Origin of the sequence: Flavobacterium sediminis (assembly GCF_003148385.1) — a bacterium.
In the GTDB taxonomy this organism is placed as follows: Bacteria; Bacteroidota; Bacteroidia; order Flavobacteriales; family Flavobacteriaceae; genus Flavobacterium; species Flavobacterium sediminis.
Window position 1 is genome coordinate 2,370,713 of the sequence record NZ_CP029463.1, and the last position, 17,375, is coordinate 2,388,087.

Annotated in this window: 18 protein-coding genes; 7 read left to right on the forward strand and 11 right to left on the reverse strand. The window is 35.4% G+C overall.

What is annotated here, in order from left to right:
* Nucleotides 1–151: 151 nt before the first annotated feature.
* Nucleotides 152–931: a zinc ribbon domain-containing protein gene (locus DI487_RS10890; RefSeq protein WP_109569667.1), complete on the reverse strand. Its 780-nt coding sequence runs from the start codon at nt 929–931 to the stop codon at nt 152–154.
* 2 nt (nt 932–933) lie between these two features.
* Nucleotides 934–2,028 carry a Nif3-like dinuclear metal center hexameric protein gene (locus DI487_RS10895; RefSeq protein ID WP_109569668.1) on the reverse strand — a complete coding sequence of 365 codons (1,095 nt, stop codon included), beginning with the start codon at nt 2,026–2,028 and terminating at the stop codon, nt 934–936.
* Nucleotides 2,029–2,079: 51 nt separating this feature from the next.
* On the opposite strand from DI487_RS10895, the gene lpxK reads away from it, so the two are divergent.
* A complete protein-coding gene (lpxK, locus tag DI487_RS10900) occupies nt 2,080–3,072 on the forward strand; it encodes a tetraacyldisaccharide 4'-kinase (RefSeq protein WP_109569669.1) in 993 nt (330 codons plus the stop codon).
* Complete coding sequence (locus tag DI487_RS10905) at nt 3,062–3,877, forward strand: purine-nucleoside phosphorylase (RefSeq protein ID WP_109569670.1); 816 nt, start codon at nt 3,062–3,064, stop codon at nt 3,875–3,877. The genes lpxK and DI487_RS10905 overlap by 11 nt, the downstream gene beginning before the upstream one ends.
* Here the strand turns inward: DI487_RS10905 and DI487_RS10910 are convergent.
* From DI487_RS10910 to recF, 9 genes are all read right to left on the reverse strand, one after another.
* Nucleotides 3,861–6,068: a tetratricopeptide repeat-containing hybrid sensor histidine kinase/response regulator gene (locus DI487_RS10910; protein WP_109569671.1), complete on the reverse strand. Its 2,208-nt coding sequence runs from the start codon at nt 6,066–6,068 to the stop codon at nt 3,861–3,863. The two genes, DI487_RS10905 and DI487_RS10910, sit on opposite strands and share 17 nt — an antisense overlap.
* Before the next feature lie 65 nt (nt 6,069–6,133).
* Nucleotides 6,134–7,138, reverse strand: a complete 1,005-nt coding sequence (gene gap, locus DI487_RS10915) for a type I glyceraldehyde-3-phosphate dehydrogenase (RefSeq protein WP_109569672.1) — start codon at nt 7,136–7,138, stop codon at nt 6,134–6,136.
* A gap of 7 nt (nt 7,139–7,145) precedes the next feature.
* A complete protein-coding gene (locus DI487_RS10920; RefSeq protein WP_218925769.1) occupies nt 7,146–7,799 on the reverse strand; it encodes a DNA alkylation repair protein in 654 nt (217 codons plus the stop codon).
* Nucleotides 7,800–7,809: 10 nt separating this feature from the next.
* Nucleotides 7,810–8,685, reverse strand: a complete 876-nt coding sequence (gene lipA / locus DI487_RS10925; protein WP_109569674.1) for a lipoyl synthase — start codon at nt 8,683–8,685, stop codon at nt 7,810–7,812.
* A 63-nt stretch (nt 8,686–8,748) separates the two neighbouring features.
* Entirely contained in the window at nt 8,749–9,321 is a 573-nt protein-coding gene (locus tag DI487_RS10930) for an RNA polymerase sigma factor (protein WP_109569675.1), read from the reverse strand.
* Nucleotides 9,312–10,427, reverse strand: coding sequence for a glycosyltransferase (locus DI487_RS10935; protein WP_109569676.1), 1,116 nt, complete (start codon nt 10,425–10,427; stop codon nt 9,312–9,314). The genes DI487_RS10930 and DI487_RS10935 overlap by 10 nt, the downstream gene beginning before the upstream one ends.
* 15 nt (nt 10,428–10,442) lie before the next feature.
* Nucleotides 10,443–10,649 carry a membrane or secreted protein gene (locus tag DI487_RS10940; protein ID WP_109569677.1) on the reverse strand — a complete coding sequence of 69 codons (207 nt, stop codon included), beginning with the start codon at nt 10,647–10,649 and terminating at the stop codon, nt 10,443–10,445.
* Nucleotides 10,650–10,731: 82 nt separating this feature from the next.
* Nucleotides 10,732–11,739 (reverse strand): UDP-N-acetylmuramate dehydrogenase, encoded by a 1,008-nt coding sequence (gene murB / locus DI487_RS10945; protein ID WP_109569678.1) that lies wholly within the window; start codon nt 11,737–11,739, stop codon nt 10,732–10,734.
* 44 nt (nt 11,740–11,783) lie between these two features.
* Nucleotides 11,784–12,863, reverse strand: coding sequence for a DNA replication/repair protein RecF (gene recF / locus DI487_RS10950; RefSeq protein ID WP_109569679.1), 1,080 nt, complete (start codon nt 12,861–12,863; stop codon nt 11,784–11,786).
* 167 nt (nt 12,864–13,030) lie between these two features.
* Here recF and DI487_RS10955 point away from each other — a divergent pair, with 167 nt between their 5' ends.
* From DI487_RS10955 to DI487_RS10975, 5 genes are all read left to right on the forward strand, one after another.
* Complete coding sequence (locus DI487_RS10955; RefSeq protein ID WP_109569680.1) at nt 13,031–13,813, forward strand: tetratricopeptide repeat protein; 783 nt, start codon at nt 13,031–13,033, stop codon at nt 13,811–13,813.
* A gap of 7 nt (nt 13,814–13,820) precedes the next feature.
* Nucleotides 13,821–14,309: a 6,7-dimethyl-8-ribityllumazine synthase gene (ribH, locus tag DI487_RS10960; protein ID WP_109569681.1), complete on the forward strand. Its 489-nt coding sequence runs from the start codon at nt 13,821–13,823 to the stop codon at nt 14,307–14,309.
* Between the two features lie 112 nt (nt 14,310–14,421).
* Complete coding sequence (locus tag DI487_RS10965; protein WP_109569682.1) at nt 14,422–14,718, forward strand: hypothetical protein; 297 nt, start codon at nt 14,422–14,424, stop codon at nt 14,716–14,718.
* A gap of 3 nt (nt 14,719–14,721) precedes the next feature.
* On the forward strand, nt 14,722–16,596 hold the full coding sequence (mutL, locus tag DI487_RS10970) for a DNA mismatch repair endonuclease MutL (RefSeq protein WP_109569683.1): 1,875 nt from the start codon (nt 14,722–14,724) through the stop codon (nt 16,594–16,596).
* Entirely contained in the window at nt 16,593–17,345 is a 753-nt protein-coding gene (locus DI487_RS10975; RefSeq protein WP_109569684.1) for a rhomboid family intramembrane serine protease, read from the forward strand. Before mutL ends, DI487_RS10975 begins: the two co-directional genes overlap by 4 nt.
* The last annotated feature ends 30 nt before the right edge of the window (nt 17,346–17,375 follow it).

Consider the following 17,375-nt stretch of genomic DNA (forward strand, 5'->3'; position numbering starts at 1 on the left):
TTATATTGAGTTTTTATGATGTAATAGATAAAATTAATAGTAATTTTGTTTTCTATAGATGAAATAATTAAGGCGTTTGTTACTTTTAAAAAGACAAAAAAAATCCCGATTGAAAACCAATCGGGATTTTATCTCTATAATTTACCAGTTCTTATAACTTAGCAAATAAGTTCTCCATATCTTGTTTAACTTCTTCAGCAAGGAAACTATCAATTAAGATACGTCCGCTATGTTCATCAGTAATGATCTTTTTACGTCCGGCAATTTCCATTTGTGTTTGCGGAGGAATTGTAAAGAAAGACCCGGCAGAAGCTCCTCTTTCAATAGAAACAACAGCTAATCCGTTGCGAACGCTTCCTCTGATTCTTTTATAAGCAGTTAATAAGCGACCTTCGATCTGTTTTTGTAATTCTTCAGACTTTTCTATTAAGAAGTTTTCTTCTTTTTCAGTCTCAGACATAATGTCGTTTAACTCAGCTTTTTTGTGCTTTAAGTGTGTTTGTTTTGCTTCTAACTTCTCTTTAGTTTGAGAAACAACTTCTTTCTTATGTTCGATGGAAGCTTTCATTTCTTTGATATGCTTTTCAGCTAATTGGATTTCAAGCTCCTGAAATTCGATCTCTTTAGTTAAAGAGTTGTATTCTCTGTTGTTACGAACATTTTTTTGCTGTTCCTGATATTTTTTTATGGTACTTTTGTGCTCGTCTATTGCATTTTTCTTTTCTTTAATTTGAGCATCAATGGATTCTAAATCACTTTTGAATTTTTCTAAACGAGTGGTAAGACCTGCAACTTCGTCTTCTAAATCCTCTACTTCTAAAGGTAATTCTCCTCTAACGCTTCTGATTTCGTCTATTTTAGAATCAACAAGTTGTAAACTGTAAAGCGCTCTTAATTTGTCTTCTACACTTAGTTCTTTTGTGTTTGCCATATTTAAAAATATTGAACCGGGTTTGTATTTTCCTCTGATAAAATGATTGCAAAATTAGTGATTTTTTCTTTAAGATAATCAACAATATAATTTTTTGTAAATCTTTCACTTTCAAAATGTCCGATGTCAGCTAGAAGTAGTTTACCTTCTGCTTCATAAAATTGGTGGTATTTCAGGTCAGCAGTCAGGAAAGCATCGGCTCCTGCGGCAATAGCATTTTTAATGGCAAAGCTGCCTGATCCGCCTAAAACGGCTACTTTTTTAATCTCTTTTCCGGTAAAAGAGCTGTGGCGTATACCGCCGCATTGCATTGTAGTCTTAGTAAGTTCTAATAGTTCAGTTTCAGAAATCGGAGTTTCAAATTCGCCGATCATTCCCAACCCTATATTCTGATGTAAATTGTCTAAAGAATAGATCTCATAGGCTACTTCTTCGTAGGCATGGTTTCTGAACAATGCTTTTAATATTTTGCTTTGCAGATGTTTTTCAAACGTAACCTCAATTTTTATCTCAGTATTTTCTACAAATTCAAAGCGTTCTCCTATTTGAGGACTGCTGTCTTCACCTCCTAAATAGGTTCCTATTCCCTGGCTATTGAAGCTGCAATCTTCATAGTTTCCTATTTTTCCGGCTCCGGAATCAAAAAGTGCATTTCTTAGTTTTTCGGCATTCTCAGGAATGGTATAGGTGATTAGTTTTTTGATATAGTTGGTTTTAGGAATTAAAATTTTGGTATGGGTTAGTCCTAAAGCATTGCAGAATATTTTGTTGACCCCTTTTTTGTGATTGTCTAAAGCGGTATGTACAGCATAAATAGCAATATCATGTTTAATGGCTTTAAGAATAGCTCTTTCAACATAATTTTTTCCCGTTATCTTTTTTATACCGCTAAACAGGATAGGGTGAAAGCAGACTACCAGATTGCATTTTTTTTCAACAGCTTCTTCTATGACACTTTCTAAGGCATCATGACAGACCAAAATTCCACTGACTTCTTGTTCCGGTTGCCCTACCAGCAGGCCAACATTGTCAAAATCTTCAGCATACGAAAGTGGTGCCATTTCTTCTAAGACCGTAAGAATTTCAGATAACTTCATGGACTGATATTTTTATTTCTATCAAAGATAAAAAAATGCTACTTTCGTACTATGAATTTATTACGAAAATTACTCTTTCCGTTAGGATTTGTATATTGGATGGTGACTTATTGCCGAAATCTGTTCTATGATTTAGGGTGGCTTAAGAGCTATACATTTTCTTTGCCGGTTATAGCCGTAGGAAATTTAAGTGTGGGTGGAACCGGAAAAACACCTCATATAGAATATTTAGTCCGCTTATTACAAAATAAGAAAGTAGCGACTTTAAGCAGAGGGTATGGACGTAAAACGAAAGGTTTTATTTTAGCAGATGAAAGAGCTAATGCTGCGACTATCGGTGATGAGCCTTTTCAATTCTATTCTAAATTTAAAGAAGTTGCTGTTGCAGTAGATGCAGATCGCAGAAATGGTATTGAGAAATTACAGGAATTAATACATCCGGAAGTGATTTTACTGGATGATGCTTTTCAGCATCGCAGAGTGCAAGCCGGATTTTATATTTTATTAACGGATTACAATCATTTGTTTACACGGGATTATATTTTACCCTTCGGAGATCTTCGTGAGCCTTCAATCGGGAAAAGGAGAGCAAACGTGATAATTGTCACTAAATGTCCCGATGATATTTCTGAAATTGCAATGCAAAATATCAAGAAGGAATTAAATGTTGCTGTACCGATATTCTTTAGCCGGATAAAATATGATGATTTTTTATGGGGCTGGAAAGAAAAAGTAGAAGTACAGCATTTGATCGAAAGTAAATTGATCGTTGCCGGCATAGCCAATCCGACCGGATTTGTAAAATTCTTAAAAGGAGAAAAGGATGAGGTTATGTTGTTTCCGGATCACCATGATTTTACGGATAAGGATATAGAAAACATACTGAAGACGGCGAAGGGAAGAAGAATTGTGACCACGGAGAAAGATTATATGAGGTTAAAAGGAAAAATTCAAGAACAATCAATAGGGTATTTACCCATAACAGTTGAGATCATTGAGAACCAAGATGAATTAAATAAATTAATACTTAATTATGTGGGATAAAGTACAGGAAAGCATAGCTTTTTTAAAAGATAAAACCCATGGTTTTGAACCGGAATATGGAATTATTTTAGGATCAGGCTTAGGAGGGTTTGCTGATGATATAACAATTGAATATACAATTGAGTATAAAGATATACCGCATTTTCCGGTGTCAACAGTAGAAGGACATAAAGGAGCCTTACTTTTCGGAACTATAGGTACTAAGAAAGTAATGGCAATGCAAGGACGCTTTCACTATTATGAAGGATATACGATGAAAGAGGTAACTTTTCCGGTGCGGGTAATGAAATTCTTAGGAATTAACAAGGTTATTGTTTCCAATGCTTCAGGAGGTGTCAACCCCGGTTTTAAAGTCGGAGATGTTATGATGATCAAAGATCATATCAATATGATGCCGGATCATCCGTTAAGAGGGAAGAATGACGAACGTTTCGGACCGAGATTTTTGAACATGAGCGAACCTTATTGCCGAAAAATGATGGCTAAGGCAACTGAAATAGCACAAAATCTGAATTTTGAATTAAAAACAGGAGTGTATTTAGCACTACAGGGGCCAACATTTGAAACGCTGGCAGAATATCGCATGGTAAAAGCAATAGGAGCAGACTGTGTAGGAATGTCTACAGTTCCCGAAGTTATTGTAGCACGCCATATGGACATGGATTGTTTTGGCGTTTCTGTTATTACAGATATGGGAGATGAGGCTAATATCAATGAGGTAAATCATGAAGAAGTACTCTTAGCTGCTCAAAAAGCCGAACCTCATGTAAGAGATCTGATCCGGAATTTTATTTTGGAATATTAAGATATTCTGAAATAACGGCATAAAAATTATCAGGAATGAATGGTTTGGTAATCACATCATTCATTCCGTAAGATAATAGCATTTCTCTGTTTTCGTTAAGGGAAATTGCCGTTAGGGCAATAATCGGAGTATCAGTGTCAAATTCACGAATGGCAGCAGTAGCTTCTGTACCGTTAATGCCCGGCAAATGTACATCCATTAGAACCAAGTCATAATGATGATCTTTCAAATGTTCTATGGCTTCTTCACCATTGTCTATGATCGTGCATTTTACTTCTTTTTTCTCAAGCATTTTTAATGTGATCATCTGATTGATCTTGTTGTCCTCTACTAAAAGAACTGACTTGTCTTTAAAACATTGATTTTCAGTATTAGGATGAAATATTTTCTGTTCGGATAATTCTTTACCTTTTTCAAAATCAACTACAAAGCGGAAAGAAGTACCTTTGTCTGTGTCGCTTTCCAGCTTTACTTCAGTGCCTAAAAGTTCTAAGATTTTCTTTACGATAGATAATCCTAAGCCGGTACCACCATATGTCCGGTTAATTTCAACGGATCCCTGACTAAAACTGTCAAAAATAGTTTCTTGTTTGTCTTTTGGGATACCAATACCGTTGTCACGTACCTCAAAATATAATTTGATATTCGTATTACTTTCATTCAGTTTTTTTACCGTAAACCATACATCTCCGTTTTTGGTAAATTTAATGGCATTATTCATCAAATTGATAATCACCTGAGAGAGTTTAGTCGGATCCCCGATCAAATAATGATGAATAGAATCGTCAATATCCAGATGACAGTTTACTTTATTCTCATGTATAAATTCGTTAAATGAATTTCTGATATTAGTAGTTAGTTCGTGAATATTGAAACTTATTTTTTCAACGAGTATCTTATCAGATTCCAGACGGTTAATTTCTAAGATGTCGTTGATGAAGTTTAAGAGGTAGTTTCCGGAAAATTCTAAAGATTTCAGATAATTTAACTGATTGGCTCTCGGTTTTTCCTGAAGCAATAAATAGGTGATTCCGTTGATGGCATTCAAGGGTGTTCTCAATTCGTGACTCACTGTAGCCATGAACTCAGCACGGGCTTTGGAGGCTTTTTCTACCTTTTCTTTTTCTTTAATTAGTTCTTTATTCTTTTCTTTTAAAAGTTTGTTTGTACTTATTCTGATCTTATTGTTCTTGTATAACGACAAGCTTAAAAGGGATAGAATTGAAATCAAAGCAATACTCAAAATACTGATTAACTTAGAAAAGCGCAATGTTTTTTGTTGACTCTTTTTTTCTTTATCCAGTAATTCAATTGTTTTTAACTGTTTTTCAAACTGAATTTTATCGTAAGCATTTTCGTTGACATAATTGCTGTAAAAGTTTCCTATAGAGTCTGTTATAGTAGCATATAGAGCAAGATATTTATATGATTTTTCATAATCAGTATTTGCTTTATAGGTATCACTGATTTGTTTCAGAACTTTTTTTTGCAGGTTGAGGTTCTTAGGTCCATTTGAATTTAAAGTGAGTGCCTTGTTAAGCAGATTAATACTTTCGTTATAATTTTTATTTCCAAATTCAATCAGGGATAATTGATAAAGAGCTTCGATTCGAGTCTCGGTAAGGGCTTCATTTTCGTTAGAGTTAATAATGATCCTTTTAAATATTTTTGAAGCTTCTTCTTTTTCACCTTTTTCAGTAAGCAGGATTGCTTTTTGTAAGTTGATGAGTTCAATAGCATCCGTGAAGTTAAGTTCTTGAAAGATAAGCGAGGCTTTTTTAAAATAGATATCAGAAAGTTCAGGTTTGTTTTTAGCAATATAACATTTTCCTAAGTTGTAATAAGCCAGAGCCAAATTCGATTTAGGAACATTTTTCCCGTAAGAGTTAATGCTTCTGATGTAATTGTCAATAGCGTCATCAATCTTTTGAATTTCAAAATAAATACCACCTAAGACTAAGTAACAATCTCCCAGTTTGCTTTGGAGATTGCTGTTTTTGGCAAAATCAATTGCTTTTTCAGTATAAAAAATGGCTTTGTTGAATGATTTTTTATCTTCCTTATTGAAGATAGCAATCTCTAAATAGTAGTCTACACTATCATTAATTTTAGCGACTTCTTTGTATAAGGCTTGAGATTTCCCTGAAAAAGGGAAAAGGACAAACAGTAACAAGAATAGTATTGCTCTCAAACTTTTAGATAATTTAAAAACAGGTTAAAGTCCATTGTAAAGAGGGGATATAAATATATGAAAAATTATTTATTTGCCATGAAATCGATTAAATTGATTAATCGGGACGAATAACCGATTTCATTGTCATACCAGCCCACGACTTTAACCATTCTGTCAATTACAGAGGTCAATTGGGCATCAAATAAACACGAATGGGTATTTCCTAATATATCAACAGATACAATAGGATCCTCTGTGTAGGCTAAAACTCCTTTTAAGTTGGTTTCAGAGGCTCTTTTAAATGCCTCATTTATTTCTTCGATGCTTACTTTTCGTTTGACATTAAAAGTGATATCCGTTAAAGATCCGTCAGGTACCGGTACGCGAATACCGCAACCTCCTATTTTTTCATTCAATTCCGGAAAAATTTTAGTTAAGGCTTTGGCCGCTCCCGTTGTGGTCGGAACAATAGATTGCGCCGCTCCTCGAGCTCGTCTCAAATCCTTATGAGGTTGGTCGTGTAAACTTTGATCGGTAGTGTAGGAATGCACTGTGGTAATATATGCCTGTTCAATATCGCAGAGTTCTTGGATTACCTTAATCATAGGCGCAGCGTTGTTAGTAGTACAACTGGCATTCGAGATCACGAGTTCTGATCCGTCTATCAGATACTCATTTACTCCGAGGACGATGGTTTTTATTTTGTCATCTTCCGGCGGTGCTGATAAGATTACTTTTTTAGCTCCGGATTCAATGTGTTGCAGCGCCAGTTCCTGCGTTTTGAATTTTCCGGTTGATTCAACTACAAAGTCTATGTCTAACGATTTCCAATCCAGATTTTTGATTTCTTTTTCATGGAAAAAGTGAATGAGTTTTTCATCAACTAAAATGCCCTCGTCAGTACTGTTAATAGTATTGGGTAAAATACCATGAATACTATCATATTTCAGTAAGTGACTCATGGTTTTGTTGTCAGCGATATCGTTAATAGCTACAACTTCTATTGTCGGATGATTAATGAGTAAACGGAAAAGATTTCGGCCAATTCGTCCGAAACCGTTTATTGCTATTTTTATTTCTTTTGACATAATATTTTTACAGGTATTTACCGGCTTCTTTTTTACTAAGGGAACTCAAGGGGTGATTTTCTATGAATTCAGAAACCCAGTGCGGGTTGCATTTGGAATATTCCCGAAGAGCCCAACCGATAGCTTTGTTGATGAAAAATTCGTTACTGTTTAAATTTTTAGTGATAGCCTGACTTAAAAAGAGGGTGTCGGTTTCTTGTTTGAACTTTAATTGGCAAATGATGCCGGTTCTTTTAAGCCAGATGTTTTCTGATGCCGACCATTGTAAAACATCTTGTTTGACCTCCGGATAATTTCGGACTATAAAACCGATAAGATGACTGGCTATTAGATCAACACTGTCCCACCAGGATTTTGTTATAATCAGGTATTTGAGCTGATTCAGATCAGCAGGTGTAAGGTGTTTTTTTTTAGTGATTAAATAATCAAGAGCACTATATTGAAATTCCCTCTCTTTTAAGTCCCAAAGCGATTGAACCCAATCCCAGTTGATTTTTTTTTCGCTTTTAAAACGCTGTAAAAAAGGTTTTTGCAGTTTGCTGCGAACAGGTGTCTGAATGCCTAAAAATGGAAAATTATTTTTCATATAATTTTCCATTTTCAAACGCTTCTCAGGATTGCTGTGAGAATAAAAAATAGCCGTTAGTTGCTCTATCTCCACAACAAAAATCTTAATGAATGTGTTTTTCAGCATGATAAGAAGAACGTACTAAAGCACCACTTTCTACATGTCTGAAACCTAATTCTTTTCCTATTTTTTCGTATTTTTCAAATTGCTCCGGTGTGATAAATTCTTTCACGGGCAAATGTTTTTTACTAGGTTGTAAATACTGTCCTATAGTAACAATATCAACTTTAGCATCTTTCAGGTCGTGCAAGGTTTGAATCACTTCTTCTTCTGTTTCGCCTAAACCTAACATGATTCCTGATTTGGTTCTGTTGATGCCTTGCTCTTTTAAATAGCGCAACACTTCCAGACTTCTGTCGTATTTAGCCTGAATACGTACTTCACGGGTTAAACGGCGTACGGTTTCCATATTATGAGAAACAACTTCAGGAGCAACCGCAATGATACGGTCAATGTTTTTTTCTACTCCTTGAAAATCAGGAATTAATGTTTCTAAAGTGGTATGAGGGTTCATACGACGTATAGCTTTAACCGTTTCAGCCCAAATAATGGATCCCATATCTTTTAGGTCATCACGATCCACACTGGTAATAACAGCGTGTTTGATGTTCATTAACTTAATGGAACGTGCTACTTTTTCAGGTTCTTCCCAGTCTACATCTTCTGGTCTTCCGGTTTTAACACCGCAAAATCCGCAGGAACGGGTACAGATATTACCTAAGATCATGAAAGTTGCTGTACCTTCTCCCCAACATTCTCCCATATTCGGGCAACTTCCTGAGGTACAAATAGTATTTAATTTATATTTGTCAACAAGACCTCTTAACTCGGTATATTTTTTTCCGGTAGGTAATTTAACTCGCAACCATTTCGGTTTGGCTTCTCTTGGAGGAAAAACACTTGCTGTTTCTGTATTCATACTCATAATGTGTTTGAAGAGCAAAGATAAGAAGAATTCAAAAAAGAAGTGTTAAGATTGCGTTTAAGCTTTTTTCTTTTTAGTAATAGTTTCAGCTAAAAGCTTCTTAGCACGGAGTAGCTTGATTTTAATATTGTTCAAGGGTTCGTCTAAAGCATCTGCCATTTCCTGATAACTCATTTCCTGAAAATAACGAAGCTGTATGACTTCCTGATAAGCAGGTTTTAAGGTTTTAATGTAGTAAAGAAGCCGCGATAAATTTTGTTCGGTAATCAGGTCGTCTTCGGCAGTAGGCGTATCATCGGCTACATTAAACGTACTGTTATTCTCATCATCGGTCATGTCAACGAATAAAGAAGATTTCTTTTTCCGAAGCATGTCAATGTGTACATTTTTAGCAATAGCGATCAGCCAAGTGTTAAAACCATATTCCGGATTATAATTGGATATTTTGTCAAATGCTTTGGCGAAAGTTTCAATGACAATATCTTCAGTATCGTGTTCGTTCTCGGTTCGTTTTAGCATAAATCCATACACTTCATTCCAGTAGAAGTCTAATAAAAAAGTGAAAGCAACCTGATCTCCGGCTTTTGCTTTTTCAATGGTACGTTGTATGGCTTCTGAATTTACTTCCAATGAACCGGTTTTGAAAAAATGTTAGTAATGAAAACGTTTATTTGAGTGAAGATAAGGAAAATTTCGATGAAAGGAAACCAATACATCACATCTTTTTCTTTTAATTTTCCAGCAGCAAAGCCTAATGAAAGCCAGGCAAATATATACCGAAAGACAATAATTCCGGTTACGATCATCCATTGAAACTGAAATGCTAGAAGTAAAACAGCGAGTACAAGGAATAAAAACTGGGAAATAAAGAACGATCCTAATTGAAATTTATCAAAAGGCTTGTATAATTTAGCGGTAGAAACGTGTCTTCTTTTTTGGTTGAACCACTCTTTGAATCTAGTCTTAGGCATTGAATAGGTAAAACCGGCTTCTGAAAAGCAAATGTTTGTATTACTTCCGGTAGCAGCCTGATTGATAAACAGATCATCGTCTCCCGAGCGAACCTGCATGTGATCCATGAAACCGCGAACTCTGAAGAACTCTTCCTTTTTATAGGCTAAATTTCGACCGACACCCATATAAGGTTTGCCGGCTTTTGCCCAGGCAAAATATTGAGTGGCAGTTAAAAGCGTTTCAAAACGAATGATTTTATTTAGAAACGAATTTTTGATTTTATCATAAGCGCCATACCCCAGAACAATAGTTTTAGTGGCTGAAAAATGAGCCGTCATTTCAGTAATCCAGTTTTGCGATTGCGGATAACAGTCGGCATCAGTAAAAAGCAGGTATTCGTTCTTGGCGGCTTTAATGCCTAAAGTTAAAGCATATTTTTTATTGCCCCAGAAAGCTTCGTTATTGTCTACTTTTACCAATTTAACGAAATCGTGTTGTTTAGCAATAGCCTCAAACAGGTCACGTGTTTCGTCGCTGGAAGCATCATCGATCAGAACCAGTTCGTATGCCGGATAATTTTGTGATAGTAACAGTGCGATATATTTTTTAATATTCTCGGCTTCATTTTTGGCACAAACAATTACCGAAACCGGTAATTTTTTAGGGTTTGGTACTTGAGGTTTGGCAAATGAGAACTTACCGAAAATAAAAACATAGTAAATCAATTGAATGAAAGTGATAACACCTAATCCAATGAGTAAAGTGTTGAGCAAAAGCGTCATAAAAGTCTAAGGGAATTAGGCTGAATGATTAGTTTCGTTACAGTCTTTGTATTGTTCCGGAGTTCTTCCGCAGAAGCTACAGGTTTCGCCTTCTTGATTCAAAAACGGACTTTGACTAGCGCAAGTTCCGGCAAATTTTCCGTCTTTTTTAGCCCAAATTTTAATAGCAAGGCCAATTACACCTAATAACAATAATCCTATAGTAAGTAATGCTAGTTTCATGACAATTCTATTTGACAGCAAATTTACGAAAGAAAAATGATTTACAATTCATAATTCGCAATTGATAATTGATAATTTGTAATTAAATGATATTCACTTCTGCTTCAATAGCGATTCCGAATCGTTCTAAGATTGTTTTTTGGATATTTTGAGAAACCTCTAAAATTTCTTTTCCGGTTGCATTGCCATAGTTGACTAAAACTAACGCTTGGTTCTTATGAATTCCAGCGTCGCCAAAGCGTTTACCTTTAAAACCGGCTTGCTCTATCAACCAACCGGCAGGAACTTTAACTTCGGTTTCCGAGACTTTATAATGTGGCATATCCGGAAATTGAACAACCGCTTTTTCGTATTGTTTTTTAGCAATTATCGGATTTTTGAAAAAACTTCCGCTGTTTCCTAATTCTTTTGGGTTAGGCAATTTACTGCTTCTAATAGCAATAACGGCATCACTAACATCTTTGATAGTTGGATATGCAATGTTCATTTTTTTCAATTCTGCTTCAATTGCTCCATAAGATGTATTTAAAACATGATTGTTTTTTGTCAATTTAAAAGTTACCGAAGTAATAATGTATTGATTTTTTAATTCGTTTTTGAAAATACTTTCGCGGTAACCAAAACGACATTCTTCGTTAGAAAAAGTTCTGTTTTCCAAGGTTTCAACAGCAATAGCTTCACAGTTAAAAAGAATATCTTTGATCTCTTTTCCGTAAGCGCCTATGTTTTGAATGGGGGTAGTGCCAACATTTCCCGGAATAAGAGAAAGGTTTTCCAAGCCGCCAAAATTATGTTCAATACACCATAAAACAAATTCGTGCCAATTTTCGCCGGCATTAGCTCTTACCCAAACAAAATCTTCGTTTTCATCGGTAATCTCAATTCCTTTAAGATTAACATGAACAACAAGCTTGTTAATGTCTTGTGTTAAAAGCATATTGCTTCCGCCGCCTAAAACAAAAACATCTTTGTTGTTTCGGAGTACTTCTTTAAGTTCTTTTTCTGAAGTTACGGAAATGAATTTTTTAGCAGCAGCTTCAATTCCGAAAGTGTTATATTCTTTTAATGAAAAGTGAGTTTGGATAGTCATTTTAATACGATTGAAAAGCAAAGGTAAAGATAAGAATTGAACCTTTATAAATTGAAAATTTTATAGGTTTGGTGGGTTTGCTGTACGATCTTTTCTGTTCGGTCCGGATGCGTGTCAGAAATAAAAATTTGCCCGAAAGTATCATTGTTTACCATATTGATAATTTTAGTAACGCGAAACTCATCCAGTTTGTCAAAAATATCATCAAATAAAAGGAGAGGTAATTCGCCGCTTTTTTCTTTGATAAATTCAAATTGTGCTAATTTCAGAGCGATCAAAAATGATTTTTGCTGACCTTGCGACCCGAATTTTTTTATGGGATAACCATCGATCTCAAAGCTGAGGTCGTCTTTATGGATCCCGAAATTAGTGTATTGGGCAGCACGGTCTTTAGCAATGCCGTTTTGTAGCAGATTTTCTAAAGGTTCTTCTTTTAATTGTGATTGGTAAACCAGACCTACTGATTCTGCTTTGTCTGAGATCAGATCGTAATATTTTGTAAAGATGGAAATAAAGTTCTCAAGAAACTGTTTGCGTTTTTCAAAGATGGTATTGCCTAAAGGAGTTAACTGCTCGTTATAAACAGTCAATGTATCTTGATCAAAAGTTTGATTCAGGGCAAAATATTTTAAAAGAGCATTGCGTTGGGCAATTAGCTTTTGGTATTGTAGTAATTGGTTGAGGTAGGATTGATCCAATACAGAGATCACCCCGTCAATAAACTTTCGTCTTACATCGCTGCCTTCGGCAATGAGATCATTGTCGGCCGGAGATATAATCACCAGAGGAATCAGTCCGATGTGTTCTGCTATTTTTTCGTAAGCTTTATTATTCCGCTTAATCACTTTCTTTTGTCCGCGTTTTAAGCTACAGGAAACTTTCTCTTCCTTGTCATTTTTAAAAAAAACAGCATCTAAAAGAAAAAAATCCTCATCGTGTTTGATGTTCTGAATGGCTAAAGGGTTGAAGTAACTTTTTCCATAGGCAAGATGGTAAATGGAATCTAAAATATTAGTTTTTCCGATACCGTTTTTCCCGACAAAACAATTGATTTTAGTATCAAAATCAAAATTTTGCTGGCTAATGTTCTTGTAATTTAAAAGAGTAAGTTGTTTTAAAAACACGCTGACGGATTTAGATCGAAAAGTTATTTCATGCAAAAATAACAGTTATAAACAAAAGTTGTGTTGAAAAGATATTTTATTTAAAGTAGTAAATGAATGAAAATTAATTTATTTTTGTGGCAGTTTCAATAAAAATTATATTTTTGCACCTCATAAATTAAAAACAAATGGCAACATATAATAAGAGAGGTTATAAAGCACCTAAACCAAAAGAAGTAGAGAACGCTGAAAATGAGTTTGAAGAAGTTGTAGAAGCTGGTGACAGTACAACGGAGGAAGTTTTTAATACACTGGATGAAACTGCAAATAAAGCAGAAGAGTGGGTAGCTAAAAATCAAAAGATCATTTTAGGAGTTGTCGGAGCAATTGCTGTAGTGACTTTAGGATATTTCTTCTTTAATAAATTTATGGTAGAACCTCAGGAAGATAAAGCATTAAATGATGTTTATTTAGCACAATCGTATTTCAATGATGCATTGACCAATAAACAAAGTGCCGATTCTTTATTTACATTAGCTTTAAACGGAGCTGAAGGAAAGTTAGGGTTCGTTGGTGTAGCTGATGAGTATTCCGGAACAAAAACAGGAAACTTAGCGAACTACTATGCCGGTATGTCGTTTTTACATTTGAAAGATTTTCAAAAAGCAGAAAGCTATCTGTTAAAATTCAAATCCGATGATGTGCTTTTACAGGCTACAGCTTACGGGGCATTAGGAGATGCTTATTCTGAGTTGAATAAGGTGGATGATGCGATTGCTTATTATAAAAAAGCGGTAGATGCTAACGATAATGACTTTACTGCACCAAGATTCTTAAATAAAGCAGCTCAGTTAGCATTGTTGAATAACAAGAAAGAAGAAGCGCATAGTTTATTTGTTAAGATCAAAGAAAATTACGGGAGCTCTCGTGAGGCTATGAGTGTAGATATGTACATTGCAATGACAGAATAAGCTTTTTATGGCAACAGAAAATAAAAATTTATCACAATACGATAAAAACACAATCCCAAATGCGAAAGATTTTCGGTTTGGGATTGTTGTTTCAGAATGGAATGAAACGATTACAGAAGGCCTTTTTGACGGAGCGAAAACAGCTTTGTTAGACTGTGGTACACAAGAAGAAAATATTATTCGTTGGGATGTTCCGGGTAGTTTTGAGCTCACTTTCGGAGCGAAGCGTATGATCGAAACGCAAAATGTAGATTGTGTGATTGTTATCGGTAGCGTGATCAAAGGCGAAACAATGCATTTTGAATTTGTATGTGAAGGGGTGACTCAGGGAATTAAAGATCTGAATGTTAAATACGATGTTCCGACGATCTTTTGTGTGTTAACCGATAATAACATGCAGCAGTCTATTGACAGAAGCGGAGGAAAACATGGGAACAAAGGAACAGAAGCGGCTATAGCTGCTATTAAAATGGTAGATTTAAATAGAAAGGCATAGTTTTTGTCAATAAATAGCAGAACATAATCCCGATTCGTTCGGGATTTTTTGTTAACAAAAAATTGAGAGAAAAACAGTCAAAAATCCCTAAATTTGAAAAAATTAACGATATATGCTTAAGTTTGGAAGAGGATCGTTCAAGTTGCCTAAAAATAAAAAGTTTAACTATACGCCCCGACATTACGAAGGGAAAAAAATCGATAATCCATACGATTTTGATTCTGTTATTCGCAAAGATCGGGAGGCAATAGGTTACAACGACCTACGCGGACACTGGAGTGAGGCGAGAGCTAATAGTCGGCATAGAGGAAATCGTAGTTTCAATCTGAGAGTTCTGATTATCGTTCTGATTTTATTATTAATATTCCTGTATATTATCGATTTTGATTTGTCGATCTTCAAAAAATAGTACATGTCAAGTATAATTCAACTTTTACCGGATCACGTAGCCAATCAGATTGCTGCAGGGGAGGTGGTACAAAGACCTGCTTCTGTTGTCAAAGAATTGTTGGAAAACGCTATTGACGCCAAAGCAACTGATATAAAGCTTGTAGTAAAAGATGCCGGAAAAACATTAATTCAGGTTATAGATAATGGCATGGGAATGAGCGTTACTGATGCCCGTTTGTGTTTTGAACGTCATGCAACTTCTAAAATACGCCACGCTGAGGATCTGTTTGATCTGCATACCAAAGGTTTTCGAGGAGAAGCATTAGCTTCAATTGCCGCAATTGCTCATGTGGAATTGAAAACAAAACGGGATCAGGAGGAGCTGGGAACTCATATTGTTATTGAAGGAAGTAAGTTTGTTGCTCAAGATGCTGCTGTTTTACCAAAAGGGACTTCTTTTTTGGTAAAGAATCTTTTTTTTAATATTCCGGCACGACGCAATTTTTTGAAATCGGATACAGTAGAAATGCGTCATGTAATTGATGAGTTTCAACGGGTAGCCTTAGCGCATCCGTCTATTTATTTCACGCTGATCCATAATGGAAGTGAAATGTTCAATTTACCTCCGTCTAATTACCGTCAGCGTATCGTTAACCTTTTAGGAGGAAAAACTAATGAAAAGCTGGTTCCGGTAACTGAAGATACTGAAATTGTTAAGATCAGTGGATTTATAGGTAAGCCGGAGTTTGCTAAAAAGAACAGAAACGAACAATTTTTCTTTGTTAACGATCGATTCATTAAAAGTGCATATTTACATCACGCTATAATGAGTGCTTACGAAGGTCTGTTGAAAGAAGGAAATCAGCCGAGCTATTTTTTATACCTTCAGGTGCCTCCGAATACGATCGATATAAATATTCATCCGACTAAAACGGAAATTAAGTTTGATGACGAACAATCGTTATATGCTATTTTACGTTCAGCTGTAAAGCATAGTTTAGGGCAATTCAACGTGGCTCCGGTATTGGATTTTGAACGTGATCCTAATTTGGATACGCCTTATGATTATAGAAGTAAAGAAAGTGAAATGCCTCTTATACAGGTAGATTCTAATTTTAATCCTTTTGCAGACGGTGCAACAACCACTGTAGCTAAAAAGAGTAGCGGAGGAGGTTCTTATTCTTCAAATCCCTTTCCTAAAAAGGAAACGACTTCATGGGAAAGTTTATATGTGGACTTAAAGAGCGATACTGAGGAAGTTGCTTCTATTTCTTTTGAGAGTGAAGAAGTCACCGGAAACTTATTTCAACATGAGGAAAAAGAAGAAGAAATAGCTTCTAAGACCTATCAGTTCCATAAGAAATATATCATTAGTTCTATTAAATCAGGAATGTTAGTTGTGGATCAGAATAAGGCTCACCAGCGGGTTTTGTATGAGCAGTATCTGGCGAATATTACAGTGCAGAGTGCTTCGAGTCAGCAATTGCTGTTTCCTTTAGAGTTGTATTTTTCTTTTGAGGAGATGGAACTTCTAAAAGAATTGAAACCGTCTTTGGAAAATACCGGTTTTATCTTTGATAAAATGGATAAAGAAAGGGTGTTGATTTCGGGAATTCCCGTAACAGTTCAGGAAAGTGAAGTTTCTATCGTATTAGAAGAATTAATTTCTAATTTACAAAATGAAGTTCCGGAAAATACTTTTTCGCTCAACGATGGTATTGCAAAATCTATGGCAAAGAGTTTAGCGGTAAAAACCGGAACACTATTGACCGAAAGAGAACAGGAAAACTTGGTAAATGCCTTATTTGCCTGTAAAGAACCTAATGTTTCACCTTTTAACAGACCCACTTTTGTGACATTAAGTGTGGAAGATTTAGACAAAAAATTTACATTATGATGAGAATGACAGACATGGTCAAGCATTTGCTGATCATTAATATTATATTTTTTATAGGAAGTTACCTAGTGCCACAGGCTCAGGATTTATTGGCATTGCACTATGTAGAAAGTGATAAATTTCGTTTCTGGCAAGTTATCACACACATGTTTATGCATGCTAATCTAATGCATATCTTCTTTAATATGTTTGCTTTAGTCACTTTTGGAAGTACATTGGAACATTTTTGGGGAAGTAATAAATTTTTATTTTTTTATATTTCATGTGGCTTAGGAGCAATGTTATTGCATACGGCAGCTAATTATTATTCTTTTCACGAACCTTTGAATGTTTTAATGGCGAATGGGTTTGAGAAAACGGATATTATGAATGCACTGAGTGAGGGTAAATACGACACACGTTGGGAGGAAGTCTTAAGCAATTCGCAATTCAATGGAATGATGCAGGCTTACTTGGGAGAAGCAGTAGGAGCATCCGGGGCAATTTACGGCTTGTTAGTTGCTTTTGCTTTTATGTTTCCGAATGTCGAATTAATGATGTTGTTTATTCCGATACCGATTAAAGCTAAATATTTTGTACCTGGAATTGTAGCTTTAGATTTGTACTTGGGGTTACAAGGAAGTTCTATTTTCGGAGGTTCCGGAACCGGTATAGCACACTTTGCCCATATAGGGGGAGCTATTGTTGGTTTTATCATGATGTGGTATTGGAAAAAAGGCCAGTTCAATAACAATCGTTGGGATAGATAAGTAGGAGTAAAAGGTAAAAGTAAATAGGTT